This is a genomic window from Thermococcus sp., assembly GCF_027023865.1.
Classification (GTDB): Archaea; Methanobacteriota_B; Thermococci; order Thermococcales; family Thermococcaceae; genus Thermococcus.
The window spans coordinates 25,478-48,652 of sequence record NZ_JALVUC010000003.1; the positions used below are offsets into that span (position 1 = coordinate 25,478).

Annotated in this window: 27 protein-coding genes; 21 read left to right on the forward strand and 6 right to left on the reverse strand. The window is 53.5% G+C overall.

Annotated elements, in window-relative coordinates; genetic code table 11:
- The first annotated feature begins 4 nt into the window (after window positions 1–4).
- From MV421_RS00575 to MV421_RS00635, 13 genes are all read left to right on the forward strand, one after another.
- Window positions 5–970: a DUF3887 domain-containing protein gene (locus MV421_RS00575; protein ID WP_297416608.1), complete on the forward strand. Its 966-nt coding sequence runs from the start codon at window positions 5–7 to the stop codon at window positions 968–970.
- Window positions 957–1,877: a polyprenyl synthetase family protein gene (locus MV421_RS00580; protein ID WP_297416606.1), complete on the forward strand. Its 921-nt coding sequence runs from the start codon at window positions 957–959 to the stop codon at window positions 1,875–1,877. The genes MV421_RS00575 and MV421_RS00580 overlap by 14 nt, the downstream gene beginning before the upstream one ends.
- A gap of 114 nt (window positions 1,878–1,991) precedes the next feature.
- The gene (locus MV421_RS00585) at window positions 1,992–3,461 is read left to right on the forward strand and encodes a hydrogenase 4 subunit D (protein WP_297416604.1); all 1,470 of its coding nucleotides are present in this window, start codon (window positions 1,992–1,994) and stop codon (window positions 3,459–3,461) included.
- Complete coding sequence (locus MV421_RS00590) at window positions 3,461–5,350, forward strand: complex I subunit 5 family protein (RefSeq protein ID WP_297416602.1); 1,890 nt, start codon at window positions 3,461–3,463, stop codon at window positions 5,348–5,350. Before MV421_RS00585 ends, MV421_RS00590 begins: the two co-directional genes overlap by 1 nt.
- Window positions 5,347–5,631 (forward strand): monovalent cation/H+ antiporter complex subunit F, encoded by a 285-nt coding sequence (locus tag MV421_RS00595; protein WP_297416600.1) that lies wholly within the window; start codon window positions 5,347–5,349, stop codon window positions 5,629–5,631. The genes MV421_RS00590 and MV421_RS00595 overlap by 4 nt, the downstream gene beginning before the upstream one ends.
- A complete protein-coding gene (gene mnhG, locus MV421_RS00600; RefSeq protein WP_297416598.1) occupies window positions 5,628–6,083 on the forward strand; it encodes a monovalent cation/H(+) antiporter subunit G in 456 nt (151 codons plus the stop codon). The genes MV421_RS00595 and mnhG overlap by 4 nt, the downstream gene beginning before the upstream one ends.
- Window positions 6,080–6,337 carry a hydrogenase subunit MbhD domain-containing protein gene (locus tag MV421_RS00605; protein WP_297416596.1) on the forward strand — a complete coding sequence of 86 codons (258 nt, stop codon included), beginning with the start codon at window positions 6,080–6,082 and terminating at the stop codon, window positions 6,335–6,337. The genes mnhG and MV421_RS00605 overlap by 4 nt, the downstream gene beginning before the upstream one ends.
- Window positions 6,334–7,101: an MnhB domain-containing protein gene (locus tag MV421_RS00610; protein ID WP_297416594.1), complete on the forward strand. Its 768-nt coding sequence runs from the start codon at window positions 6,334–6,336 to the stop codon at window positions 7,099–7,101. The genes MV421_RS00605 and MV421_RS00610 overlap by 4 nt, the downstream gene beginning before the upstream one ends.
- Window positions 7,094–7,480, forward strand: coding sequence for a sodium:proton antiporter (locus MV421_RS00615; protein ID WP_297416592.1), 387 nt, complete (start codon window positions 7,094–7,096; stop codon window positions 7,478–7,480). The genes MV421_RS00610 and MV421_RS00615 overlap by 8 nt, the downstream gene beginning before the upstream one ends.
- Window positions 7,477–7,980, forward strand: a complete 504-nt coding sequence (locus MV421_RS00620) for a Na+/H+ antiporter subunit E (RefSeq protein ID WP_297416590.1) — start codon at window positions 7,477–7,479, stop codon at window positions 7,978–7,980. Before MV421_RS00615 ends, MV421_RS00620 begins: the two co-directional genes overlap by 4 nt.
- A gap of 9 nt (window positions 7,981–7,989) precedes the next feature.
- On the forward strand, window positions 7,990–9,570 hold the full coding sequence (locus MV421_RS00625) for a proton-conducting transporter membrane subunit (protein WP_297416588.1): 1,581 nt from the start codon (window positions 7,990–7,992) through the stop codon (window positions 9,568–9,570).
- A 90-nt stretch (window positions 9,571–9,660) separates the two neighbouring features.
- Window positions 9,661–10,560, forward strand: coding sequence for an Mrp/NBP35 family ATP-binding protein (locus tag MV421_RS00630; protein WP_297416586.1), 900 nt, complete (start codon window positions 9,661–9,663; stop codon window positions 10,558–10,560).
- 48 nt (window positions 10,561–10,608) lie between these two features.
- Entirely contained in the window at window positions 10,609–11,976 is a 1,368-nt protein-coding gene (locus MV421_RS00635; protein WP_297416584.1) for a hypothetical protein, read from the forward strand.
- Here the strand turns inward: MV421_RS00635 and MV421_RS00640 are convergent.
- The 4 genes from MV421_RS00640 to MV421_RS00655 form a co-directional block, all read right to left on the reverse strand.
- Window positions 11,960–12,694 (reverse strand): DUF2110 family protein, encoded by a 735-nt coding sequence (locus MV421_RS00640; RefSeq protein ID WP_297416582.1) that lies wholly within the window; start codon window positions 12,692–12,694, stop codon window positions 11,960–11,962. The two genes, MV421_RS00635 and MV421_RS00640, sit on opposite strands and share 17 nt — an antisense overlap.
- A gap of 38 nt (window positions 12,695–12,732) precedes the next feature.
- Entirely contained in the window at window positions 12,733–13,299 is a 567-nt protein-coding gene (gene tfe / locus MV421_RS00645; RefSeq protein WP_297416580.1) for a transcription factor E, read from the reverse strand.
- A 126-nt stretch (window positions 13,300–13,425) separates the two neighbouring features.
- A complete protein-coding gene (locus MV421_RS00650) occupies window positions 13,426–13,713 on the reverse strand; it encodes a hypothetical protein (RefSeq protein ID WP_297416578.1) in 288 nt (95 codons plus the stop codon).
- 99 nt (window positions 13,714–13,812) lie between these two features.
- Window positions 13,813–14,718 (reverse strand): ADP-dependent ribose-1-phosphate kinase, encoded by a 906-nt coding sequence (locus tag MV421_RS00655; protein ID WP_297517719.1) that lies wholly within the window; start codon window positions 14,716–14,718, stop codon window positions 13,813–13,815.
- Between the two features lie 104 nt (window positions 14,719–14,822).
- Here MV421_RS00655 and MV421_RS00660 point away from each other — a divergent pair, with 104 nt between their 5' ends.
- Window positions 14,823–15,419, forward strand: coding sequence for a regulator of amino acid metabolism, contains ACT domain protein (locus MV421_RS00660; protein WP_297416574.1), 597 nt, complete (start codon window positions 14,823–14,825; stop codon window positions 15,417–15,419).
- Here MV421_RS00660 and MV421_RS00665 read toward each other — a convergent pair.
- Window positions 15,403–15,678, reverse strand: coding sequence for an acylphosphatase (locus MV421_RS00665; RefSeq protein WP_297416572.1), 276 nt, complete (start codon window positions 15,676–15,678; stop codon window positions 15,403–15,405). The genes MV421_RS00660 and MV421_RS00665 overlap by 17 nt on opposite strands.
- A 69-nt stretch (window positions 15,679–15,747) precedes the next feature.
- Here MV421_RS00665 and cutA point away from each other — a divergent pair, with 69 nt between their 5' ends.
- Window positions 15,748–16,062 carry a divalent cation tolerance protein CutA gene (gene cutA / locus MV421_RS00670; RefSeq protein WP_297416571.1) on the forward strand — a complete coding sequence of 105 codons (315 nt, stop codon included), beginning with the start codon at window positions 15,748–15,750 and terminating at the stop codon, window positions 16,060–16,062.
- Window positions 16,059–16,646 (forward strand): DUF99 family protein, encoded by a 588-nt coding sequence (locus MV421_RS00675; RefSeq protein ID WP_297416569.1) that lies wholly within the window; start codon window positions 16,059–16,061, stop codon window positions 16,644–16,646. The genes cutA and MV421_RS00675 overlap by 4 nt, the downstream gene beginning before the upstream one ends.
- Window positions 16,647–16,739: 93 nt before the next feature.
- Here the strand turns inward: MV421_RS00675 and MV421_RS00680 are convergent, their stop codons facing one another.
- The gene (locus tag MV421_RS00680; RefSeq protein ID WP_297416740.1) at window positions 16,740–17,585 is read right to left on the reverse strand and encodes a universal stress protein; all 846 of its coding nucleotides are present in this window, start codon (window positions 17,583–17,585) and stop codon (window positions 16,740–16,742) included.
- Between the two features lie 78 nt (window positions 17,586–17,663).
- Here MV421_RS00680 and MV421_RS00685 point away from each other — a divergent pair, with 78 nt between their 5' ends.
- The 5 genes from MV421_RS00685 (at window position 17,664) to MV421_RS00705 (ending at window position 23,168) form a co-directional block, all read left to right on the forward strand.
- Window positions 17,664–18,362, forward strand: a complete 699-nt coding sequence (locus MV421_RS00685) for an ABC transporter ATP-binding protein (RefSeq protein ID WP_297517667.1) — start codon at window positions 17,664–17,666, stop codon at window positions 18,360–18,362.
- Between the two features lie 119 nt (window positions 18,363–18,481).
- Complete coding sequence (locus MV421_RS00690) at window positions 18,482–20,200, forward strand: hypothetical protein (RefSeq protein ID WP_297416565.1); 1,719 nt, start codon at window positions 18,482–18,484, stop codon at window positions 20,198–20,200.
- Entirely contained in the window at window positions 20,193–21,416 is a 1,224-nt protein-coding gene (locus tag MV421_RS00695) for an ABC transporter permease (RefSeq protein WP_297416563.1), read from the forward strand. The genes MV421_RS00690 and MV421_RS00695 overlap by 8 nt, the downstream gene beginning before the upstream one ends.
- A gap of 43 nt (window positions 21,417–21,459) precedes the next feature.
- Window positions 21,460–22,656 carry a glycine cleavage system aminomethyltransferase GcvT gene (gcvT, locus tag MV421_RS00700; RefSeq protein WP_297503966.1) on the forward strand — a complete coding sequence of 399 codons (1,197 nt, stop codon included), beginning with the start codon at window positions 21,460–21,462 and terminating at the stop codon, window positions 22,654–22,656.
- A gap of 254 nt (window positions 22,657–22,910) precedes the next feature.
- The gene (locus tag MV421_RS00705) at window positions 22,911–23,168 is read left to right on the forward strand and encodes a hypothetical protein (RefSeq protein WP_297416561.1); all 258 of its coding nucleotides are present in this window, start codon (window positions 22,911–22,913) and stop codon (window positions 23,166–23,168) included.
- The last annotated feature ends 7 nt before the right edge of the window (window positions 23,169–23,175 follow it).

Below are 23,175 nucleotides of genomic sequence, written 5' to 3' on the forward strand. Positions count from 1 at the left end.
AGCCATGAGGAAAGTTGCGGTCCTTTCACTGCTTTTACTTACCCTTCTTTTGGTTCCACACGTCCAGGCGGGGAACCCAGATGTTTTCATGGGGAAGTTCATAGATGCATTTAACACTGGCAACTACTCGCTGATAGAACCTTATATGAGTGGGGAACTCAAAAGCCAGTTCACAGAGGGCTACTTTCACCAGATAGGGGAATTCACCCTCAGCAACTATGGGAAGCTTAGGGGCTATGAGCTTATCTCTAACTCGACTGAGGGTGAGTTGAGGAAGTTCGAGTATAGAGTTTACGGCGATAGAGGCTCCTTTCCGGTTCTTTTAGCCTATAAGAACGGTAAACTCGTCGGGATTGCCCTCGGCATCAGGGCAAAACCCAATCCCGTCGGGATGTTATTAATGATGCTCGGCTCGCTTATACCCTTGGGGGTGTTTTACTATTGGAGGAGAAGGCTTGAAACGGCGGAGTTTGTCATGGGCGTTGGAATAGCGCTCGGTCTCTCAGTAATCCTGCCGTTTTACTCCATTGTGACTATTGGAATGAGTAGGGCCGTGGGGGTTCTAACGACCGCCTTCTTAACGGCCCTTACCGTTGAAGGCTCGAAATACTACTTCTCCCATAACAGGGATGGCCTCTCGCTCGGTCTTGGTTTTGGCGTCGGTAAGTACGTCTTCCTGGCTATAGGCACGTTCGTTGCCGCCAACTTCATAATGAAGCTCCCGGTTTCCTTTGCCGGAGGGGAGCTCTACACCTTCCTGAGTGCGCTGGTCTTCACGGCTTTTCACGGGGTAAGTGCGATGCTCTACTCTGGGGGGAAGCCCTCCTACTTCTTCCTGTTCACGAGCTTCGAATTCTCGGCGCTGGCCCTTTTATCCCTTGGAATGCCCGCGCTGGGTATAGGACTCATCGTGCTGGCCTTTGTTGTGGGATTCGCTCTCACCGGAGGGAGAGAACATGGAGTCGCTTGACGAGAAGCTCATTGAGGCCCTAGAGGGAAGCGTTGAACTCGCCAAGAAGATAGGGGAGTACATGATACGGAGCGGTGGGAAGAGGATAAGGCCTCGTATAGTTTTGGCTGTTTCAAAGGGCCTTGACCTTAGAGGGGATGATGCCCTGGATCTTGCTTCCGCCATTGAACTCATCCACACGGCAAGCCTAGTTCACGACGACGTCATCGACCTGGCGGAGAAGAGGAGGAACAGCCCGACCGTGCCGATGCAGTGGGGGCCTGAACTTGCCGTTCTCAGCGGTGACTTCCTCTTCGTGAGGGCATTGAGGATGATCGCCTTCAAGAGGGCTGGTATGGTGGACTACGTTGCCAAGGCCGTCGAGGATATGGTGAAGGCCGAAATCCTTCAGGAGGCAGTGAGGGGAAGCGTCCACCTTGACATCGGCACCTACTACAGGGTCATCGACGGAAAGACTGGGAAGCTCTTCGGAGCTTCTTTCGCGCTTCCGGCTTACTACCTTAAGAAACCTTTCTGGGAGGAGCTGGATAAGGCAGGGATGCTGGTTGGAAGGGCCTTTCAGATTGTTGACGACGTCCTTGACTACTTCCCTGGGACCGGAAAGGACCGCTTCAAGGACCTCCTTAACGGTAAGACGACCCTGCCCCTCATACTCTACACAGAGCACTATGGTTCATCCCTCGTTGAGAGAACCCTACTCGAACCGAAGGAGGATAACCTTCTGAACCTGTTCAGGAGAATGAACTCTGCTGGTGTTTTCAGGGAGGCTATGGACATCGCAAGGGGTTTTCTAAACGAGGCTTATGGGTCAATCAAATCCCTTCCCTTCGATTCTTCGGGGGTTATCTCGCTCGTCGATGAGTACTTTAAGGGGGTCTTCGTAAAGTTTGAAAAAGTTGGTGGTTAACCTATCAGGTTTCACGGATTTGTACCTTCATTAAAATGAATTTTGGAAATCGCCGAAAAACTTTAAAGGGATAGTTAGACTAACCTAATGGGTTTAGGGTCAGGAGGATTGGGGATGATAGGACTTCTCGCGACTCTCACCTTCATCGTCCCACTGCTCGGGGGACTGCTCCTCTTCAAACTCGACGAGAGGAAAGCTGATGCTGTTATGCTCTGTTCTTTCCTCCTGGCCATGCTCCTCCAATTCGGCGTTTTAATCGAGTACCTCCTCCACTACAACCATGAGATGCTCCACTTTGCCTACATGACTACGGAGAGGCTTGGAGAGGTCTATGGTATAATAATCGACCCCATGAGCGTTCTGATTGGAACGGTTGTGGCTTTGGCCGGCTTTATCTTCATGTTCTACGGCGTGGAATACATGAGCGAGAGGAACGTCGGTCATCCCGTTGGAAAGGGCCGCGGGCTGTTTTACGCCTGGATGACGCTCTTTGAGGGTGCGACTCTTGGTTTCGTTTACTCATCCACCTTCCTGGGGCTCGTTATATTCTTCGAGCTCATGGGCTTGGCGTGCTGGGGGGTGGTCAGCTACTACGGAACCAATGCGGGGGTGAGGGCAGGCTTCAAGGCCTTTATAATCCCCAATGTTGGGGCTATGATAGGCTTTTACACCGCAATTTACATTGGAATAACCCAGCTCCACGACCTGAGCCTCTTCTCGCTCTCACACGTTTCCGATTCGGTGAAGCCCTGGCTCTTCATAGCTCTCCTCATTGCTGGTTACACGAAAAGCGCCCAGTTCCCAACGTACTCTTGGATTCCCGATGCCATGGAAGCCCCGACTCCGGCGAGTGCCTTCCTCCACGGTGCGGCAATGGTCGAGATGGGCGTCTACCTCGTCGCCAGAGTCCTCCAGTTCATAGGGCCCCTACCGATATGGGTCTTCTACTTCATGGCGGTGATGGTGTCGCTCACCCTGCTGATCCCCATGATCAACTACCCGGTTCAGAAGGATGCCAAGAGGCTTTTGGCTTATTCCACCGTTGCCGAGGCTGGAATAATGTTTGTCGGCCTAACTTTCGCCTCCCTTGGCCTTGAAGTGGGCCTAAAAGCGGCCATGTTCCAGCTCACGGCCCATGCGTTCATCAAGGGGTTGGCCTTTCTCACCGCGGGAAGCTTCACCTACTCGCTTGGAACCCTTGACATGAGGCGGATAAGTGGCCTGAAAGATGTTCTCCCGGTAAACGCCCTCTCCTGGAGCGTTGCACTGCTCGGCTTGGCGGGCCTTCCCCCGATGGCCATAGCCTTTAGCAAGGCGGAGCTTCTAACGACCCTTAGTGCGATTAAGGTAACACCTCTCGCGTGGCTTCCGGTGCTCATGGTTCTGGCGGACTCGGCCGTCTTCCTCTGGGTCGGCGTCAAGTGGATAACCAGAAACGTCTTCGGAAAGAGGAGCGTGGCAAAGGCAAGCAGCCACCCGATAATAACTGCCTCGCTGATAATGCTCCTCATCCTCGTCTTTGCCGTTCCCTACTTGGCGTATCCTCTCGTCCACGGGATAGGCTTCTTCGGGGGTGGGCACTGATGGGACCCCTCATAGTGTTGGAGCTTTCACTTGCTCTCCTCTTCATCGGCGCCATCGTTGCCCTTTTTAGGGGTGGAAGACTGGTTTATACGTTTACCCTGGCCTCTTCAGTCCTCACGTTCTTGGTTTCAGTTGCGGGGATAAGCGGCTTCAGGGGTGGGATGTTGCCCTTCCTGCCCACTGAGGTTGACGTCGACCCCCTCTCGGCGCTCTTTCTGATGGTTCTCGCGTTCCTCACCTTCGCCCTCTCGCTCTACCTCCTTGGCTACAGGCCTAGGGGCGACGAGCGCTACCTTGGTCTGTCCGTTAACATGTTACTGCTCTCTGCTCTGCTCTTCCTCGCGACGAATAACCTTGAGAGACTCACTCTTGCCTACGAACTCTTCGCCATCTTTACGTTTGTCCTCATCCTCACCTCCGAGACGAAAGGCTCCAGAAAGGCCGCCTGGAGGTATCTAGTCATTACTCAGCTCTTCGGTATAATCCCCCTCCTGCTTGCCACTTCCCTAGCGTACTCCGCCATTGGAAGCCTCCATGAGTTGACATTTGAGGGTCTACATGAAAACCTCTCGAACCTCCCGGTCGGCCTCTGGTTGATGTATGCACTTTACCTCTCCGCCTTCCTCGTTAGGGCGGGGGTCTTTCCCTTCCATACGTGGGTTGCGAGGGCCTACCGCTCCGTTCCGAGTCCGTTCATACCTATCTTCATCATCGGGGAGGAGCTTGGCTTTTACGGCCTGCTGAGGCTGACGGAGTTCGTCCTTCCCCCATCAAGAACCCTCGGCTACACCATAACCGCCCTTGGTGCCACCTCGGCCTTCGCCACGCTCTACTCCTTCAGGGAGATAAGGCTCAAGAGGAAGTTTGCCCACCACAGCATAATGGACGTTGGAATCGCGTTCTTTGCCCTCGGTGCCTCGATGGTCCTCAACGGCATGGCAGGAACAGTAGTCCTAATTGGAGCGCTCCTTCACGTTCTGTATCAGGCCCTCTACAAGAGCGCGGTCTTCTTTGGACTTGGAGCTATAGAGCACTACGGGGAGGAACCGAACATCTGCTCCATAAGAAAGCTCCTCAGGGGGCACGTGGTTTCGCTTCTGATCTCTCTTTCCGTATTTTCCATGGCAGGCGTTCCCCCATTAGCGGCCTTCGTCTCCAAGTGGCTGGTGTTTGAGGGCATTGCTATGTCCAAAGATGTTCTCCTCTGGCTTATGATGCTGACGGTTGCCTTCCTCGGCCTCTTCCCGATGGCCTCGATACTCCAGATAAGGCGCCTCAACAGGGAGCTCTGCAAGAGGGAAGTTGAGAGGGAGGAGATACCGCTTATGATAAGGTCCGTAACTGGCATCGTTGCGGTAGCTGGTTTCACCATTGCGGTCTTTCCGCTCCTCCTCCACCCCTGGCTAGCATCAGCCATAGGGGAGGTGCGTGGCTCGATTCCGGGGGGTCCCGCCGGAGTTTTCTTCGCCTCCCCATCTTTCCTGCTTGCGGTTATCCTACTCGTGGCCGCCCCGATAGCCGGCTGGAAGGTGGGAAAGGTCCCAACGGAGAGGGTGAGCGAGCTTCTTCTCATATTCTACAACGTGGGTGACATACTGGGGGAGGCCTTCGGCTTCTTCCTCTGTGAGTTCAAAAAGGCCTACATCCTCTACGTCCTCCCGATGATAAAGGTCGTTCCGAAGCATGAGATACCCGACATCAAGGATGTGGATGACGCGTTTGACTATCCGGTGAGGCACCTTGACGAGGCCATGTTCATGCCCCTGATAAGGGGCGTTGAGAGGCTCGCCAAGTGGGGTAAGAAAAGAAACCCCGACATGAACGTGCTCATAGGAGGTTTTGCGGTGGTAATGGCGATACTCATAGTCCTACTGGGGGTGTTTGCATGAACTTCGAGGGTGCTTTCCTCAACGTCCTCTACTTTTCAGCAGTCATCTATGCTTTGGCCTTTATCCTTTATGGAATAAGGGCCATAAAGGGGCCAACAACGGCCGACATAATCTTAGTTGTGGACTGTCTTTCCTTCGATATGGCAGCCTTTATGGTCGTCCTCGGTATTTACTTTAAGTCGATAATGCTCGCGAGCGGCGCCATAATCCTAGCGCTCTGGGCCTTCATGCTTGATCTGTACTACACTAAATACGTTCTTTACGGGGAGGTAGAGGTATGATAGAGGAAATCATCTTCATCATCGGCTCAATCGCTATCCTACTGGGGGCGATATATGACCTAATCGCAGCGATAGGCATGCTCCGCTTTACCGACTTCTATATGCGGAGCCACGCCGCAACGGTGGGGACAATAGGAGGCGCCGCTCTGCCCGTCTTCGGTGCAGGCTTAGTTGCCCTTGTTTACCATCCCCTTGGCTCTCAGAGGTTCTTTATGGCGGGCATAGCCTTTACCGTCGGCGTTCTCATCCTTCTCATAGCCCCGACAGGCTCCCACTCACTCGTCTCAGCGGTCTATTTCGGAAGGGTCGGAAAGAAGCCCAAACTCGTGGTTGATCAGCTTGAGGAGGATTTGCCAAAGAGGAGCGATGTTGCAGAGCTCGTTCGCGAGCATGAGGAGGTTCCCGGCGAGGAGGAAGAGCCAAAGTTCTCCTTCAGGAGGGTCGGGGAATGATAGAGCTTCACCTCCTCATTCTCGTTATAGTGGTCTCGTTCGGCTTCGTATTCAGTTATCTTGCCATGAAGGAGCACGACCTGCTCAAGGCCCTCGCTCTAAGCTCCGTCCAGTCAACCTTCTTCGCCCTTGGCTTCTACATTTTGGCCGCCCCTGATATAGTCCTCGCATACCTCGCGATAGCCGTTGGAGCCTACACTGCCCTCGTCATCCTCGCTATAAGCAAAACCGAGCGCTACGAGGTGGGAGAATGAAGAGGGATGTAATCGTGGCGGTTTCCTTCCTTCTCGCCTTCCTCTTCATAGCCTATGCCGTGACGATTAAAAACGTCCTCGGCCTCGGTGGGGAGGAGCTCAGGCCGCTCGGTGAGTTCTACTTGGGTCACGCCTTCGCCCACGAGGGTCTTACCTCCCACAGCCCGGAGGTTGTAACCGCCATCGTCTGGAACTACCGTGGTTTTGATACGCTCTTCGAGACCTTTGTGTTCTTCCTTGCGATAATGGGAGCTTTGAGCGTCCTCCGCCTCGATAAAGAGCAGCTCAGGCAGGCGAGGGAGCTTGAGGGGGGCATGCCGCACAGACAGATGGACCTCATAGTGAAGGCCACGACGAAGTTCGTAGTGGTTATGATAATTGCTATTTCCGCCTCGATAGCCCTTCACGGGCACTTAACCCCGGGTGGCGGCTTTCAGGGCGGTTCAGCGATGGCTGTGGCAGCGCTACTCCTCTTCGCGGCCTTTAGCAAGTTTACGTTGGAAAGAAAGGGACTCACACTCAGACACACAATATCGGCCTACGCTGCCGGCTTGGCCCTGATTTTGGCCACAGTTTTGGCTCCGGCCTTCATCTACGGCGGTAGACTCCTCGAGATAAACCTTCTGCCGGGTGAAACGGGCCTCTTCAACCTCGATGTTGGTGAGTACACCGCGGTGACCTTTGGCTTCCTCACGGTGTTCCTCGTCCTAGGGATCCCAGAGTGGGTCTTCAAAAACGTTCTCAGGAGGGAGCTGAATGATTAGCCTCCTGCTGGCATACATTACCATCACCCTCTTCGCGATGATGCTCCTCGGAATCTATGGTGTTGCCACGCGCTCCAACCTGATAAAGAAAATCATCATGCTCAACGTCATGGGTGACGCCATAAACATGCTCTTCATTTTGATAGGGTACAGAATGGTCTTTCCCGTCTTTCCTCCTGTTTATGAGAGTCACATAACCTTCAAGGAATTCCTGAACAGGGCCGTTGACCCCGTTCCGCAGGCGCTGGTTTTGACGGCGGTCGTCATAGGCATGGCTATGAACATACTTCTCACGACCTACGCCATCCAGTTCTACCGCCTCCACGGAACCGTCGATGCGAGGGACATCGCCGAGATAACGAGGGGTGAGGAAGAATGAATCCGCTCGGGAGATTCTCTCCCGCGACCTTCGTCGTTGTGCTCGCGGTTTACCTGTTTTACACTGGCGCTATCAGCGAGTATAACCTGATAACCGGTTCGGTGGTGGGTTTTATAGTCTCATTCCTCGTTGGTCACTGGCTGGTGGAGAACGAGTCCAAGTTCTTCTCGCCGAGGAGGTTGTTCTACGCGGTAACCTACGGCCTCCGCTACTTCCTTATAGAGGAGACAAAGACCCACATTGATATGGCCAAGCGCATCTTCACGCTTAAGGCCAATCCAGGCATAGTTAGAATCCCACTCGATGTTGAGAGTGACTATGGGAAGGTTCTGGTGGCCAATTCGATAACCAACACCCCCGGAACGATAGTGGTCGATATAAGCGACGACGGAAAGTGGCTCTACGTCCACTGGATCGACGTTTCCACGCTTGACGAGAAGGAAGTGAAGGAGAACATCGTCGCATACTTCGAGGACTACGCGGGGAGAATATTTGACTGAGGTGATAGAATGGAGGTCGGAATCGTCCCAATCATACCACTCGGCTTCGCCTTCTTTCTGCCGTTTCTCGCGATAATAACCGGGAAGAACCGGAGGATCATCGTTGGCTACGCTTTAACGGCCCTCACCACGGCCTTCCTCGTCTCTCTCTTGCTCTTTGAGAGGGTCTACTCCTCGGGCACGCCCCTAGTTTACGCCTTTGGCAACTGGATTGCACCGATAGGCATCGTCTTCGAGGTCGACAGGCTCTCAGCAACGCTCGTCTTGGTGGCCTCCTTTGGCTTCCTGCTCGCTGGAATCTACTCGGCCAGGTACCTCTCGGAGTGGAGCGGTCTGGAGTCCTTCTACACCTTCCTCCTCGGTTTGGAGGCAGGTAACCTCGGCGTCTTTATGACTGGGGATGCCTTTAACGTCTTTGTCATGTTCGAGGTCATAGGCGCGAGCGCCTACGCCATAGTCGGATTCTACCGGACGAAGAGCGAAGCCGTAGAGGGAGCTTTCAAGTACGGCATCAGCGGGGCAGTAGCGACCAGCCTCTACTTCTTGGCTCTGGGATTCATCTACGCCTCCCTCGGAACCCTTAACATGGCGGACTTAAGCGCCATGTTCCATGGGATAGGCTTTCCGGTAACGACGAGGCTCTTTGGAAATCCAACACTCGCCCTTGCAATCTTCTTCGCCTTGACGGTTTCGATGGTTATAGTCAAGAGCGCCATCTTCCCAGGTCACTACTGGCTCCCTTCGGCTTACTCCGGTGCACCAATCCCTGTTGGAGCAGTCCTGAGCGGCTTCATTGAAGCGGCTGGAATCTACGTTTTAGCGAGATACCTTTACACTCTCTTCCACGGCCTTCCTTTTGGTTGGGCACTCTCGCTTGTCTTCTTCACCCTTGGGGCAGCTACGGCTTTCCTCGGCTCACTCATGATGCTAGTTCAGAAGGACATGAAGCGGCTCATCGCTTATTCCACGATACTCCATATGGGCTACCTCTTCATGACCCTCGGCGTTGGAACCCAGCTCGCCCTTACGGCAATAGACTTCCACCTCGTCAACCACGCCATAGCGAAGGCCCTCCTCTTCTTCACGGCCGGGGCCTTCATCTACCGCGCCGGAACGAGCAGAATCGAGGAGCTTACTGGAATCGGACAGGCCATGCCCGTCAATACCTTCCTCTTCGGCATAGCTGTCCTCAGCCTCGTCGGTGTCCCTCCCCTTAACGTTTTCTTCGGGAAGATGCTCATTTTCGACGCACTCATGCAGGTGAGTCCCTGGCTGGCCTCGGTGGTGGTGATAACGAGCGCAATAGCGGCCTGGGCCTACTTCAAGGTCTTTGTTTACCTCTGGCGCGGGAAGCCGAGTGGAGGGCACGGACACGGGCATGATGAAAAAGAAAAACGTTGGAACATAAAAGAAGTCTGGACCTTCAACGCCGTAAACGTGGTTCTCGCAGCCATGGTGGTCCTGCTAGGTATTTTCGCACCGATGTTGGTGGATAAAATCTTTCATCCCGCGGCGGCCCAGGCGATGGACTATACCAGCTACATCGAGGCTGTGAAAAGGCTCGCTGAGGAGGTGTTCTCTCCACACTGATTCTTTTACCCAAACCTGTGCAATACTGACAACTATCTGGGCAAAGCTTTTAAGTTTCCCCATGTGATGATTGAGTGGAGGTGTTGAAAGATGACTATCAAAGCTCCCACTCTCAACATAGGTGGTCTGAGCGCTGACCCTCTTGAGCAGAGGATAAAGGAAAAGCAGGAAAAATGGAAGTACAAGGTGGCGGTCCTAAGTGGAAAGGGTGGCGTTGGAAAGAGCACCGTGGCTGTAAACCTCGCGGCAGCCCTAGCAAAGAAGGGCTACTTTGTGGGTGTTCTCGACGCTGACATACATGGTCCAAACGTCGCCAAGATGCTCGGCGTTGAGAGGGCTGACGTCCTCGCTGAGAAGAGGGAAGACGGCGGTTTTGAGATGCTCCCACCGGTGAACGACTTCCTCGGTCAGGTTACACCAATAAAAGTTATGAGTATGGGCTTCTTGGTTCCAGAGGACCAGCCAATAATATGGCGTGGTGCACTTGTCACGAAGGCCATCAAGCAGCTCCTCGGCGACGTCAAGTGGGGTGAGCTGGACTTCATGATAATTGACTTCCCGCCCGGGACGGGTGACGAGATACTGACGGTTACCCAGACCCTCAATCTTGATGCGGCGGTGATAGTGACCACGCCTCAAGAGGTTGCCCTCCTCGACACGGGAAAGGCCGTCAACATGATGAAAAAGATGGAGGTTCCCTATGTCGCGGTAGTGGAGAACATGAGCTACCTCATCTGCCCCCACTGCGGTAACGAGATTGACATATTTGGCAAAGGCGGCGGAAAGAGGCTCGCCGAGAAGGAGGGCGTGGACTTCCTCGGCGAAATCCCCATAGACCTCAAGGCGAGGGAGGCAAGCGACGCCGGCATTCCGATAGTCCTCTACGAGGATACCGTTGCCGCGAAGTCCTTCATGAGCATAGTGGATAACCTCGTGAAGAAGCTCGAGGAAATGAATGGAGAAAAAACAGGGGACTCCGGAGAGGAGTGACCCCATTAACTTTTTAACCACCTCTGGGTATTCGAGCCGAGGGAGAACATGAGAAAGGCGGCCGTTCCCCTGTTGTTCCTGATTCTTCTGCTGGTGCCCCAGGTCTCCGCGGCCCGGCTCTCTTACCACCCAGATAAGGTTGCCTTTGAGTCGTTCCTCAACTCAAGTTCCCCCTTCACGGTCGTCGCTGGAAACGACATCTGGGCGCGTGCATGGGCCTACTACGTGGATCAGAGGCTCTTGACGGTTAAACCCCGTGGGAACGGCACGCTCGTCCTCGTTGGTAACGTTTACGACAACCCTCTTATGCGAAAGCTCTGGAACCGAACCGGTCTCCCCGAGAACGCCTCGCTTCTTCCGTCGATAGTCGTTCTCAACGGCACTGTTCTCATAACCGGGACCGAGGATAACATATACCTCACGGAAAGGGCCTTCCAGAACCTCTGGAACCCCTCGCGGAACTCAGTTTTGGTGTTCCTCGGAACTGTCCTCTTCTTAGTTATAGTCTTCCTTGCAGCCCTTCGTGGGGATAAAACGCACGCCGGAAGTTTCTACGCAATAGTTGTTTCCCTGTACGTGCTGTGGACGTTGACCTCATGGAAGGTGGCTTTCACGGATTCCTTCCTTAGAACGTTTCTCAATGCCCTTGAGTTCTCCGTGGGTGGTGTGGCCTCTTCACCGCTGAGCGCCATTATGGGGTTTGCTTTCCGCTTCATTTCCCCTGTTGAAGAGAACGTTCTTTTCATCCACTGGCTCCTCATACTTTTAATCCTCTCCTTCTCGTTCTACCTCACACCAAAGAGGGCGCGTGACTTGGGATTCATAGTTGTGGGCTTCCTCCTGATGGCTCCGATGTTCAGGCTCGGTCTGGATTCTGTTGGGGGGGACACCCTTGGTCTTGCCTCGCTTGTGATGACCCTCGCGATAATAAGCAACGTCACCTTCTCCCCAGAGTGGTGGAAGGCACTCCTCCAGACCCTTGTCCTCTCGGCCTTTACGTTGCTGGTCATTGCGATAAACCCATACCTCTCCCTTATTCCCGTAATCTTCGTTCTCGCGTTTCCAAAGAGACGTCTAAGAAACTATGCATACCTTGCTATAACCGCACTTGGAACGGTTGTTATGTACAAAACACTTGGCCTTGGAATCAGCATTCCGAGAAGTGTTTATCCCTGCGCCCTAAGGTGTGAGGGGAAGTTCCTTTTTGACGGAGGCCTCATGGTCCTCACCGCGGTTTACGCGTGGGCGAAGGGTGGGGGGAGGATAAGGATGAAAGGTCAGACCGCCTTCTTCCTGCTGATGACCCTCGTCTACGTACCCTTAACCCTGTTGGTTCCTTCACTTTTTCCCTACGACTTCATGTTTCTGGCGGCGCTGACGGTCAGGCTCCTCCACCGGATCATTCCTGGAACTTGATGGCTCCGATTGTGGTTCCCTTGATGTGAGGCCCTATTTCCTTGATTATACCCGGTGCCTGGGTCCCCTTCTTGAGGACGAGGAGGGTCTCCATGAGTCCAAGCTCCTCTATGCGCTTCACGTCTCTGCCGTGGCTCGTCTGGATGAGAGCCTTCTCAATGTTCTCGCTGACGGTTCCGGCTATGAAGAGCCTGTCATGGCCGTCACTAAGCCAGCCTTTAATGCGCTTCAGCTGGGCGTCGCTGAAGGCCAGCTCAACCTCCCTCGCGCCGAACTCGACCTTAGTAACGGTAACCTCAACAGGCAGGTTATCGACCCAGCCGGATTTGATTATCATCTCGCGAACGGGCATTTCCCCGAACGTCTCCTTCAGGTAGTATAGCGGCAGGAGGGCGTCCTTCGGCCTCGGGCGGAAGATTCCGATGTCAACGTAGGCACCATAACCGACTTTCCCGAGGTCTATAAAGCGACCGCGGTAAGTTTTTCCATCTCCAACGGCTTTGAGGCTGTATGGAACCTCCCCAAACTCCTCCCTAATTAGGTTTGCACTTATTTCCTCGTCCTCGCCTTTGAGGAGGACCTTTACCCAGTTCTTCTTTACCGCGGAGAGCTTCCACTCAACCTCAAGCTCCCCCAGAAGTGCCTTTAACTTCCTGTCGAGCTTGAGAAAACCGCTCCTGTCCCCGTAAACTTTCTCCAGAATAACCACTTCTTCCATCCTCACCCTCCCCGAAGTTCATCAATCCATTCAACCGCTCAGTTAGCCGCTTTTCCCTTTGATTTTGACTTCCTGGATGATTTCCTTGGCTTTGGCTTCAACCCAAGCTCTATTTCCAGCTTCTCTATGCGCGTCTTAAGTTCCTCAACGACGGCAGTGTTGTCGTACTGCATGAGCATCCCGCCGCATATCGGGCACTGGAACTCGTACTCCATTGCCTCATCGAAGGTCAACTTTGGATGTCCCTCGGTTCCGCACCAGTAGTATATCTCGCTCGTTTCCTCCTCGAGCATCTCCTTGAGCTTTTTAAGCTCGGCCATTTTCTTGGCCCTGATTATCTCGGGCAACCGCTTGATCTCAAGGTGCCAGTAGTAGTAGTACCAGCCGGTTTCTTTGTCCCTTATCCTCTTGAACTCGGCAAGTCCCTGGTCGTAGAGCATGTATAGAACCTTCCGAACGGTGTTGACGCGGATTTCCGTTATCTCAGCAAGTTCCTCGTCGGTGACTTCTTTCTTCTTTTCCAGAGCTTTGATTACCTCAACGGCCTCCTCACCGCCCATGTCCATTGCTAGTTCAAGGAGTTCCTTGTCCTTCCGTCTTGTCACCGCCATTACCTCCGAGAATTTGGAATCTAACCACTGCGGGACTATCCAAGAGTTAAATATGTGTTCTGGAGTATATATAGGTTTTTGTCATTTTTCCAACCCCAATAGACAGAAAAGAACATCAAGTTAGTTGGTGAAGTACTCGTTGAGGAGTTCCTTCGCGGAGGGTTTGTAGAGTTCTAAAACCTCTATCTTGTCAATAACGTTTCCCTCGCGGAGTTTGAGCTTGACCTTTCCCCCGTAGACCTGAAGGTCGTCCAGCATACCGTATATGGCATCCTCCGCCTCGAGTGGGGTTTTGAACTTCATAATGTACTCCTCGCCCTCGGAGAGGATGAGCTTGACCCAGTACTCATTCTTCCTCTTGAAAGGGCGAGTAATCTTCGGCTTGAAGTTCTCTATTATGACTTCCAAGAGCGTCACCTCCGGTCTAATGAGTTTTGGCCCATCTAAGACTTTTAGGATTCAAATTTTTAAGGTTTCCTGATGTCTCCCTTTTATTAACTTCTGTATTTAAACATTGTGAGCTTTGACATCTTTGAACGGGAGCTTCATTCTCAGCTCCTCTGCTTTTCTCATAACCTCATCGATTGGAACCACCGCGCTCCTCGCTCCGACTTTCTGGATCGTCAGGTAAGCGAGAAGCATGCCGAGCCTTGCTGAGTCCGCGAGAGACCATCCGTTTAGGATTCCATAAATAATACCAGCATCGAAGGAATCTCCAGCACCGGTTGAGTCCACCACTTCGGCGCTCAGGCCGCGTATTTCCTCAACGTTTCCATCTCTGTCCCTTATTAGCGCCCCACCCCCGTTGAGTGTTATGATGAGGTTTTTGGCGTTTGAGAGCGACGGGTCGAGGGAACCGAACTTCCGCTTATACTCATCCTCGTTCATTGTGAGGTAGTCCACTATACCCTCTATCTCCCTTGAGAGTGGAGCCTCGCCGATGTCCAGTGAGGTGCTTATCCCGCTATCACTCGCGAACCTCACGACGGCCTCTATCGTCTTCTCTGGGTTGGAGGAGAGGTGAACGTGCCTGGCCCTGGAGAGGTAATCGAAGTTCACCTCCTTGAACAGGTTCGCCCCGGGATACTTCACGATCCTCTTGTCATCGCCGTGCACCATCGCTATGGCGATCCCGGAGGGGGTATCGACCCGCTTTATTCCTGAGATATCAACACCTATCCTTCTGAAGAAGGCTAAGTGGGCATTCCCTATCTCATCCTTTCCAACTGTTCCGAGGTAGCCGGTCTTCAGGCCAAAGTGAGCCAACCAGGTTATCGTGTTTGCAGCAGCCCCACCGAGACCGAAAACTGCCTCCTTTGCGTTCACCTTCTCATGGAACTCCGGAAACCTGTCAAGGAGTATGATGATGTCGTAGTTGAGGTTCCCTACCCCTATGACGTCCAGCCTCTCCATACAGACCACCCTTCCGTTGGCTGTGACGTTGTGCTTAATAACCTTCCGTGGGGAAAGATTTAAATATCCATTTCTACTCATTTATGGGTAAGAGGTGAACAGAGATGATGCTCGTACTCGAGGCTTATTTCAAGAACTACCCAGCGAGGAGGAAGGTGGCCGAGTTCCTCTTTGAGAACGGCCTGAGCGTTAAGAAGGGTAAAATCTACCTGAGGGACGTTGAAGTCCCTATAAGCGAGCTTGCCAGGATAATCGGCGTCAACAGAAAGATAGTCTACCATACCATCGACTACATTGAGAAGACCTACCCACTTAAGCTCATCTTCGAGAAGCTCAACCCCCTGCCGAGCCTAATCGATGTAGCACCGCTGATGGGCTGGGAGGTTTTAGAGATAGAGCTCGACAAGGACAAATACCTAAAGGGCTTTTCTGACGTTCTGAAGCTGCTACACGAAAACGACGTTAGTGTTATGGAGATATTCAGTAGAAACCTCCGCGAGGAACCCACGAAGCTCTACATTGTCATCGACGGAACGCTTCCCGTTGGCGTCTTCGTCCGCGTCAAGGACATGGAGGGTTTTAGAAAACTCATTCTCCACACACCGGAGAAGGACAAGGAAAAGCTAGTCTGCAACTACTGCGAGGTTAAGTACTGCCCCAAGAGGGCACTCATCGAGAGAATGACTAACCCGTCACCCTGAAGCCCTCGAGGCCCTCCGGTTCCTCCCATCTTACCTCTACCTTTGTTACCCTAGCCATTGGGGGTCCTTGGTGCGCCCAGCCGATTAAAGCCTCAACCCTCTCCTCTTCGCCTTCCACTACGGCTTCAACAGTCCCATCGGGCAGGTTCCTAACCCACCCACTAATGCCCAGTTTTCTAGCCTCCCTCTGCATGCTCCAGCGGAAGCCGACCCCCTGAACACGGCCGTGTATCCTAAGGTGCGCCCTCACCCTTTCCATGACTCATCCCTCAGGTAATTTCCCGCAACCGATTTAAGCTTATCCGTCGATACTCAAACGGGTGAGGGCATGGAGGCAATATTCGTCTATACCACTTTTCCGGACTGGGGGAGCGCCAGAAAGACAGTGAGGGAACTCCTTGAGCGGAAGCTTGCGGTCTGCGCTAACCTGCGCGAGCACGAAGCGATATACTGGGGGGAAGATAGGGTAAGAGAGGAGAAAGAGGTTGGAGTTCTCCTCAAAACAGAGGTGGGTAAGTGGAAGGAACTCAAAGAGGCCATAAGGGACCTCCACCCCTACGAGGTACCCGTTATCGCGAGAATCGACCTTGACAAGCTCAACCGCGAGTACTCCGAGTGGATGGGGCAGGTGCTCTTTGAATGATACGAAAGGTCAAACCTCAGATTCGCGTCGTCGGCTTCGACGACGGCACCTTCTCCTTTTCCTCCAAACTCAACCGGGATAAGACCATCCTTATCGGCGTCGTTATGAAGGGTTCGCAGGAGGTTGTGGGGGCCCTCTCGCGCTGGATAACCGTCGACGGAACCGATGCGACCGACGCCATGATAGACGCCGTTACCTCCTCCCGCTTTGAGGATTTGAGGGTCATCCTCCTCAAGGGGATAACCTACGGGGGCTTCAACGTAATCGACCTGGAGCGCTTGAACAGTGAGACAGGTCTTCCAGTCATTGTCATCGTTAGGAAAAAGCCCGACATAGAGGCCATGGAGAACGCCCTGAGAAAGCACTTCCCAGATGCTGACCGGAGGATTGCACTCCTCCAAAAGGCTCCATCCCTCGTGGAACTCCTCCCAGAGAAGCTCTACCTCCAGGCGGTTGGCGTCGACGAGGGAACAGCTAGGGAGATAATCCGCGTAACCACGAGAACAGGCCTAACACCGGAACCGCTCAGACTGGCCCACATGATAGCAAGTGCGGTGATGACCGGCGAGAGCACGAGGGAGTAGGTTTATAAGCACGCAGGAAAAGAAGGAGACGACCGATGATGGCAACAGGGTAGCTACCGAATCCTGATGTGGAAGCCGTTCCAGTCTGAGGTCTCATTCACACGGTACCAGTAGAACCGGGAGCCTTGAGTCCCTTATCACCCTCTCTGCGGTCGAACCGAGAAGCAGGTCCTTTATGAAGCTCCTGCCCTTCTTTCCAAGCACTATCAGGGTTGAGTTCTTTGCGAGAGAGGTGCCTATTATTGCTTGGCTGGCAGTTCCCACCATCACCTCGATTTCGAACATCTCTCCTAAGCCCTTCGTCGACTTCTCCAGGTTCTTCTTGGCCACTGCCATGTTGTGTTCGAGTTCGTCAACCCCACCGTAGTCAACGGAGTGGATCAGGATTCCGCCCTTTACACGCTCTCTGAACTTCCTGACCGTCTGAACCAGCTTAACTGAGCACCTAGAGAAGTCCAGCGCCACGAGCGGCCTTTCGAACATCCGTTCGCAGTCACCGGAGAACTCGAACTTCCCGTCCCTCTCGGTATACTTGATAAGGAGAACTGGCTTCTTCGCGGCCCTCACGAGGTTAGATGCAGTGCTTCCCACGAACATGCGCCGCCAGATGTTCTCCCCGACGCTCGGGATGACTATAAGCTCTGCCCCCGCTTCCTCAGCAGCTTTAGCTATCTCTATCGAGGGAATTCCTATCCTCACGTCCGCCTTTATCCGGGTTTTTCCGCCGCATTCCTCCTCCACTTCTCTTGCGAGTCTCTCAAGCTTCTTCCTGTAAACGCTCTCAAGCTCAAAGGCCTCAAACTCGGCCATGGTTATGTCGACGACGTTGAGGAGGTGAAGCTCCTTGATCTCGAGCTTTGCGAGCCTCGGTATGCACTCGCGGAGGGCATGGAGGGAGACCTCCGAGAAATCCGTAGGGTATAAAACTCTGTTGAACATGTCTTTCACCAGGGGGTTTTATTGGACAAACTATATATGGGTTTTTGGTGGATGGTACCCAGTTGGAGGATGTCGTCTATGGGGAAGGGGAAGGTTGTTTTAAAGGCCGTTGAGCTTTACAAGAGCTACAGTATGGGGAAGGGAGTGATGGTTCCAGCTCTGAGGGGGGCGAGCCTTGAAGTCCATGAGGGAGAGTTCCTCAGCATAATGGGTCCGAGCGGGAGTGGAAAAACCACCCTGTTGAACATGCTCGGTCTCCTCGACGTTCCTGACTCGGGGGAACTTTACATAGATGGAGCATCTGTGATAGGCCTAGACGACGACGAGCTTTCAGAGATGCGGCTGAGGAAGATAGGATTCATCTTCCAGCAGTACAACCTCATACCCACACTAACGTCCCTTGAGAACGTTGAGGTTCCGATGATACTGGCGCGGGTTCCAAGGCGGGTCAGGTTGAAGAGGGCCATGGAGCTTCTTCGTATGGTGGGCATCCCCCACATGGTTGATCATAAACCTCCGGAGATGAGCGGCGGCCAGCAGCAGCGCGTTGCAATAGCGAGGGCGCTGGCCAATGAACCCAGCATAATACTCGCCGACGAGCCAACTGGAAACCTAGACACAAAGGCCTCTGAGGATATAGTGAAACTAATGAGGAGACTTAATAAGGAGCGGGGCACAACCTTCGTTATCGTAACCCACGATGTGGACGTTGCGAGGAAAACCGATAGGGTTTTGAGGATACGCGATGGAAAACTCTACGAGGTGAAGGAGATTTGAAGAAAAAGATTTTAGCTCTCCTCTTATTCATGGTTCTCCTCCTTCCCCCCGTTCTGGGGAACACCGGGGAGCCGTCTTATATGGTGACTTTTCAAGGTTATCTTGGCTTGGGGGAATCCGTGATAGTCGGGAATTACACTCTTACCGTTTTAAACTTCCTCTACAACGCCCAGACGTGGCCGCCCGTTGTTCTCTTCAAGCTGAGGGACAACAGGAACTTTACATCGGTTACCTTCTCGCTCTCCGAGGGGCAGTCCTACTCCTACGGTGACGTAAAGATCAACTTAAACTACGTTTCATCGGGTGCGATGTTTAAGAATCCGCGTGCCTTTGTGTCGATATACTCCAAGCCGACTACTGTATTCTACGGCATGACCCATGTCAACAGCACATTCACCTATGGGCCCCTTCAGCTCTCGGTTTTGGGATTCAAAAATGGAACTGTTTTCATGCGCTACTACAGGGATGACTTCATCGACTACGCCTATTTTGGCGTTGGTGGGCACTACTGGCACGGCGTTTACATGATGGTATACAACGTTACCAATTCGAGTGCCAAGATGAAGATACTCGTCCCCAAGTACCTGCGCTACTCACTCGTTCAGGGAACGGTTGTCGTGATGGATAACGTGAGCTTCTCGAACGTCGAGGTGGGGGCTCCGTTTCAGCTGAACGTGACGGTTTCCAACATAGGGGACACGAGCGCCCGCTACGTCAAGGTTTACCTCTATTCCAAACCCAGTGTCCAAGAGGAGGGGGGCGGGAAGAGCCTGCTTCCAACGGTTTCACTACCCTCCGTAAGTCAGGAGCTGCCGTTTGCATCCTATATGGAGGGACCCGTTAGGTACATCGGACCCCTTCAGCCGGGCGGAGTCAGGACTCTACACTTCAGGCTCATAACCTCCAAGGCCCTGAAACCCGACGTGTACCCCCTTTACATAGAAGTCGAATACAGCGATGAGAACGGTGTCGTGAAGACGGAGGAGTTCCAGATTGGAATCCCTGTTAACAACGCCCAGAGTCCAAAGGTGACGATAGTTAGCTTCAAAACCGAGCCAGACCCGGTTCCACCCGGCTCTAACTTCACGGTCGTTCTCAAAGTGGCTGACACCGGAAACGCCCCGGCAATGCACGTTAGGGTCCAGTTGATGGGCACCAAACCCACCGAGGAGAAACAGACCTATCAGCTCTTCCCCACGGGGGGAGGAAGTAACCAGGAGGCCAACATCTATCCGGTAGGACGGCAGAGCGGCCTCTACTTCGACGAGATAAAGGTAAACCAGACCTATACAGGAAAGCTCACCTTCGCGGTCAAGGATGTTTCAAGCAATGTTTATCCCCTCTATGCGGTGATAACCTACGAAGACGAGAACGGGGTAACCTACAAGGAGCAGGCAACCTTTGGCGTCAGCGTCGCCGGAAAACCACGGTTAAAGGTCTACCTTGGGAACGTCTGGGTCAGCAATGGAGAGTACAGTTTTGAGATTGACGTGGCCAACGACGGTAGGGCTGCCGCAGATGGTGTTACAGTCGAGGTGAGCTCCAAGGAGCTGAGCCTCTTCCCTCTGGGTGAGAAGTACGTCGGGAGCGTTGAACCCCTGGATTACGACAGCGCCAACTTCATGATACTCAATGATACACTGAAGGCCGGAACCTACCCCGTGGACGTCCGGGTATCGTATCTGGCCGACAATGGAAGCTTCGTTAGTTTCACAAAGACGATAACCGTCCAGATACCGCTGGGGATACATACTGACAGGAGACGGGAGTACTACTACGTTGGCGCGGCCGCTTTGATAATTGCCATTATACTGCTCTGGAGGGCGAGGCGTGGATAGAGAGGTTCTGAAGATAGCATTCAGGAATCTTCACAGGAGAAAGACCAGAACACTCTTCACCATGCTTGGGATAATAATAGCCATAGCCTCAATAACCGCGCTGGTGGCCATAGCCGAGGGATTCCAGATCTCCATAGCCCAGACTCTTCAGAGCACGAGCAACGTCGTGATAGTCCTGCCCGGCATGGGGGCATCGATCTGGACAATAGGCACGAGCACCCTGAACCAGGACGTCGTGCAGAAGATAGCGCACATAAACCACGTTGAGGCCATAAACCCCATCCTCCTCAAGTTCACGGCCATGGAATATCAGGGATGGCAGATGCCCGTGACGGTCATGGGCATAATCCCACGGGACGCGCAGAAGTTTTACGCCTTCACCGGCCCGCCCATGCAGAGGGGACAGTTCATGCCTCAAGGCTCGCGCTTTAAGGCGGTTCTTGGCTACTCCATCGCCAACGGCAGGGTAAAAAAGGCCGGTGGCGGTTACCTCAACTGGGAGATCCTCCCGGGTCAGACGATAAAGGTATACAACGGCAACGGCAATCCATGGGAGTTCAAGGTTTCTGGGAGCTTTCGTGAGAGCGGTCAGAGCTTCATCGGCGGCTTCATAGACACGAGCGTCTTTGTCCCCCTGGGAACGCTCCAGAGGATGTACAACGAGCCGGGGAAGATAAGCTTCATCGAGATATGGGTGGATGACGTTAACTTCGTCGACTACGTCAAGGAAAGGGTCTCAAAGCTCCTGCCGAGTGCCACAGTCATAACGGAGCGCCAGGGCATCAAAACGGTGTTCCAGATAGAGGAGATGCTTAACAACCTGCTCATCGGCATAGGCAGCATAGCCCTTCTCGTTGGAGCTCTGGGGGTCATCAACACGCTACTCACCTCCGTCATGGAGCGCACGAGGGAGATAGGAACCTACCGCGCCCTTGGGGCCAAGAAGAGGTTCATCCTCGAGATGATACTCCTCGAGGGTTTGATGCTTACGGTTATAGGAGGAATCATCGGCTTCGTCTCCGGGGTCTTCCTCGCGGATGCGGTCGTGGACATTTTGAGACAGAAAACATCGGGCCTCCCAAACCCGGTGGTGGATCTCAGGGTGGTGGCAATTGCTTTCGGGGTTACACTGCTTATAGGAATCCTTGCAAGCGTTTACCCCGCCAGAAAGGCGGCGGAGCTGAGGCCGGCGGAGGCCATAAGACACGTGGAGTGAAAAGGGTTATAACGGCCAGACCCAAGATTGAACGGTGGTAGCCATGGTCAAGAGGGTTCACATCTTCGACTGGCATAAGGAGCACGCTAAGAAGGTTGAGGAGTTCGCGGGCTGGGAGATGCCCATCTGGTACTCGGGCATAAAGGAGGAGCACCTAGCCGTGAGGAACGGCATTGGAATCTTCGACGTTTCGCACATGGGAGAGTTCATCTTCCGCGGTAAGGATGCCTTAGAGTTCCTCCAGTACGTTACCACAAACGACATAAGCAAACCCCCTGCGATAAGTGGAACATACACACTCGTTCTCAACGAGCGCGGCGCTGTAAAGGATGAAACTCTGATCTTCAACATGGGTAACGACACCTACATGATGGTCTGTGACAGCGATGCCTTTGAGAAGCTTGAGGCATGGTTTAACGCGATAAAGCGCGGAATCGAGAAGTTTGGCAACCTCGACCTCGAGATGGAGAACAAGACCTACGACATGGTCATGTTTTCCATCCAGGGGCCGAAGGCCAGGGACCTTGCCAAGGAGCTCTTCGGCATAGATATCAACGACCTCTGGTGGTTCCAGGCCAAGGAGGTTGAACTCGACGGGATAAAGATGCTCCTCTCCAGGAGTGGCTACACCGGCGAGAACGGCTGGGAGGTCTACTTTGAGGACTCCAACCCTTACCACCCGGACGAGAGCAAGCGCGGGAAGCCGGAGAAGGCCCTCCACGTCTGGGAGACGATCCTCGAGGCCGGTGAGAAGTACGGCATAAAGCCCGCCGGGCTTGGAGCGAGGGATACGCTCCGCCTTGAGGCCGGCTACACCCTCTACGGAAACGAGACCAAAGAATTCCAGCTCCTCAGCACCGATATCGACGAAGTTACGCCACTCCAGGCCAACCTTGACTTTGCCATCTTCTGGGACAAGGAGTTCGTAGGGAAGGACGCCCTCCTCAAGCAGAGGGAGCGCGGCCTGCCGAGTAAGATGATTCACTTCAAGATGGTCGACAAGGGAATCCCGAGGGAGGGCTACAAGGTCTACGCTGACGGCGAGCTCATAGGCGAGGTCACCAGCGGAACACTCTCGCCGCTCCTCGGCATAGGAATCGGCATAGCCTTCGTGAAGCCGGAGTACGCCAAGCCCGGCGTCAAGCTGGAGATAGAGATAAGGGGCAAGCCCAAGAAGGCCCTTACCGTTACCCCACCGTTCTATAACCCCAAGAAGTACGGAGCATTCAGGGAGGAGTAATTCCTCCCGTTTTGCCCTCTCCCTATTTTTAGTCTCTTCCCAATCACCCCAAAGGCTTATAGGTAATGGGGGCGTTACTTATGCTGTTCGACCCGAGACCGAAGAAGAGGATTGATGAGCTTTTTGACAGGAGAGAGGAATTCAAAGCACTGTCATCAACTAACGAACTCTAACACTCCTTCTTGGAATCGGGTGGGTTAATAAAAGCTCCCCTCCTCAGGGCCACGCTCAATGAAATTGAGAACGGAGTGTATATGGATGCCAGGAAGATGTACTTCGATTCTGGAGGCTGGATAACCGCGGATTCCTTAAGGAGAGAGCTTGAGAGGGCACCCAATTCCCTTCGAGGAGATTTTAAGCACATACCCCCCGAGGGAATGAAAAGCGTCAGGGGCGTGAAGATCAGCGGACTTGAGCTTCGGTTTGAGAAGCCGGTCCAAATCTCCGATGCCCTTAGGGCCCTAAATGACCTCGGTGCGGTTATCGGGAGGGTCCTAAGAGAGCGCGGATAAGATTTTT

What these genes read in the sequence shown, in the direction of transcription:
- MV421_RS00575 (WP_297416608.1), top strand. Translation starts at nt 5, where the DNA reads ATGAGGAAAGTTGCGGTCCTTTCACTGCTTTTACTTACCCTTCTTTTG.
- MV421_RS00580 (WP_297416606.1), top strand. Translation starts at nt 957, where the DNA reads ATGGAGTCGCTTGACGAGAAGCTCATTGAGGCCCTAGAGGGAAGCGTT.
- MV421_RS00585 (WP_297416604.1), top strand. Translation starts at nt 1,992, where the DNA reads ATGATAGGACTTCTCGCGACTCTCACCTTCATCGTCCCACTGCTCGGG.
- MV421_RS00590 (WP_297416602.1), top strand. Translation starts at nt 3,461, where the DNA reads ATGGGACCCCTCATAGTGTTGGAGCTTTCACTTGCTCTCCTCTTCATC.
- MV421_RS00595 (WP_297416600.1), top strand. Translation starts at nt 5,347, where the DNA reads ATGAACTTCGAGGGTGCTTTCCTCAACGTCCTCTACTTTTCAGCAGTC.
- mnhG (WP_297416598.1), top strand. Translation starts at nt 5,628, where the DNA reads ATGATAGAGGAAATCATCTTCATCATCGGCTCAATCGCTATCCTACTG.
- MV421_RS00605 (WP_297416596.1), top strand. Translation starts at nt 6,080, where the DNA reads ATGATAGAGCTTCACCTCCTCATTCTCGTTATAGTGGTCTCGTTCGGC.
- MV421_RS00610 (WP_297416594.1), top strand. Translation starts at nt 6,334, where the DNA reads ATGAAGAGGGATGTAATCGTGGCGGTTTCCTTCCTTCTCGCCTTCCTC.
- MV421_RS00615 (WP_297416592.1), top strand. Translation starts at nt 7,094, where the DNA reads ATGATTAGCCTCCTGCTGGCATACATTACCATCACCCTCTTCGCGATG.
- MV421_RS00620 (WP_297416590.1), top strand. Translation starts at nt 7,477, where the DNA reads ATGAATCCGCTCGGGAGATTCTCTCCCGCGACCTTCGTCGTTGTGCTC.
- MV421_RS00625 (WP_297416588.1), top strand. Translation starts at nt 7,990, where the DNA reads ATGGAGGTCGGAATCGTCCCAATCATACCACTCGGCTTCGCCTTCTTT.
- MV421_RS00630 (WP_297416586.1), top strand. Translation starts at nt 9,661, where the DNA reads ATGACTATCAAAGCTCCCACTCTCAACATAGGTGGTCTGAGCGCTGAC.
- MV421_RS00635 (WP_297416584.1), top strand. Translation starts at nt 10,609, where the DNA reads ATGAGAAAGGCGGCCGTTCCCCTGTTGTTCCTGATTCTTCTGCTGGTG.
- MV421_RS00640 (WP_297416582.1), bottom strand. Translation starts at nt 12,694, where the DNA reads ATGGAAGAAGTGGTTATTCTGGAGAAAGTTTACGGGGACAGGAGCGGT.
- MV421_RS00655 (WP_297517719.1), bottom strand. Translation starts at nt 14,718, where the DNA reads ATGGAGAGGCTGGACGTCATAGGGGTAGGGAACCTCAACTACGACATC.
- MV421_RS00660 (WP_297416574.1), top strand. Translation starts at nt 14,823, where the DNA reads ATGATGCTCGTACTCGAGGCTTATTTCAAGAACTACCCAGCGAGGAGG.
- MV421_RS00665 (WP_297416572.1), bottom strand. Translation starts at nt 15,678, where the DNA reads ATGGAAAGGGTGAGGGCGCACCTTAGGATACACGGCCGTGTTCAGGGG.
- cutA (WP_297416571.1), top strand. Translation starts at nt 15,748, where the DNA reads ATGGAGGCAATATTCGTCTATACCACTTTTCCGGACTGGGGGAGCGCC.
- MV421_RS00675 (WP_297416569.1), top strand. Translation starts at nt 16,059, where the DNA reads ATGATACGAAAGGTCAAACCTCAGATTCGCGTCGTCGGCTTCGACGAC.
- MV421_RS00680 (WP_297416740.1), bottom strand. Translation starts at nt 17,585, where the DNA reads ATGTTCAACAGAGTTTTATACCCTACGGATTTCTCGGAGGTCTCCCTC.
- MV421_RS00685 (WP_297517667.1), top strand. Translation starts at nt 17,664, where the DNA reads ATGGGGAAGGGGAAGGTTGTTTTAAAGGCCGTTGAGCTTTACAAGAGC.
- gcvT (WP_297503966.1), top strand. Translation starts at nt 21,460, where the DNA reads ATGGTCAAGAGGGTTCACATCTTCGACTGGCATAAGGAGCACGCTAAG.
- MV421_RS00705 (WP_297416561.1), top strand. Translation starts at nt 22,911, where the DNA reads ATGGATGCCAGGAAGATGTACTTCGATTCTGGAGGCTGGATAACCGCG.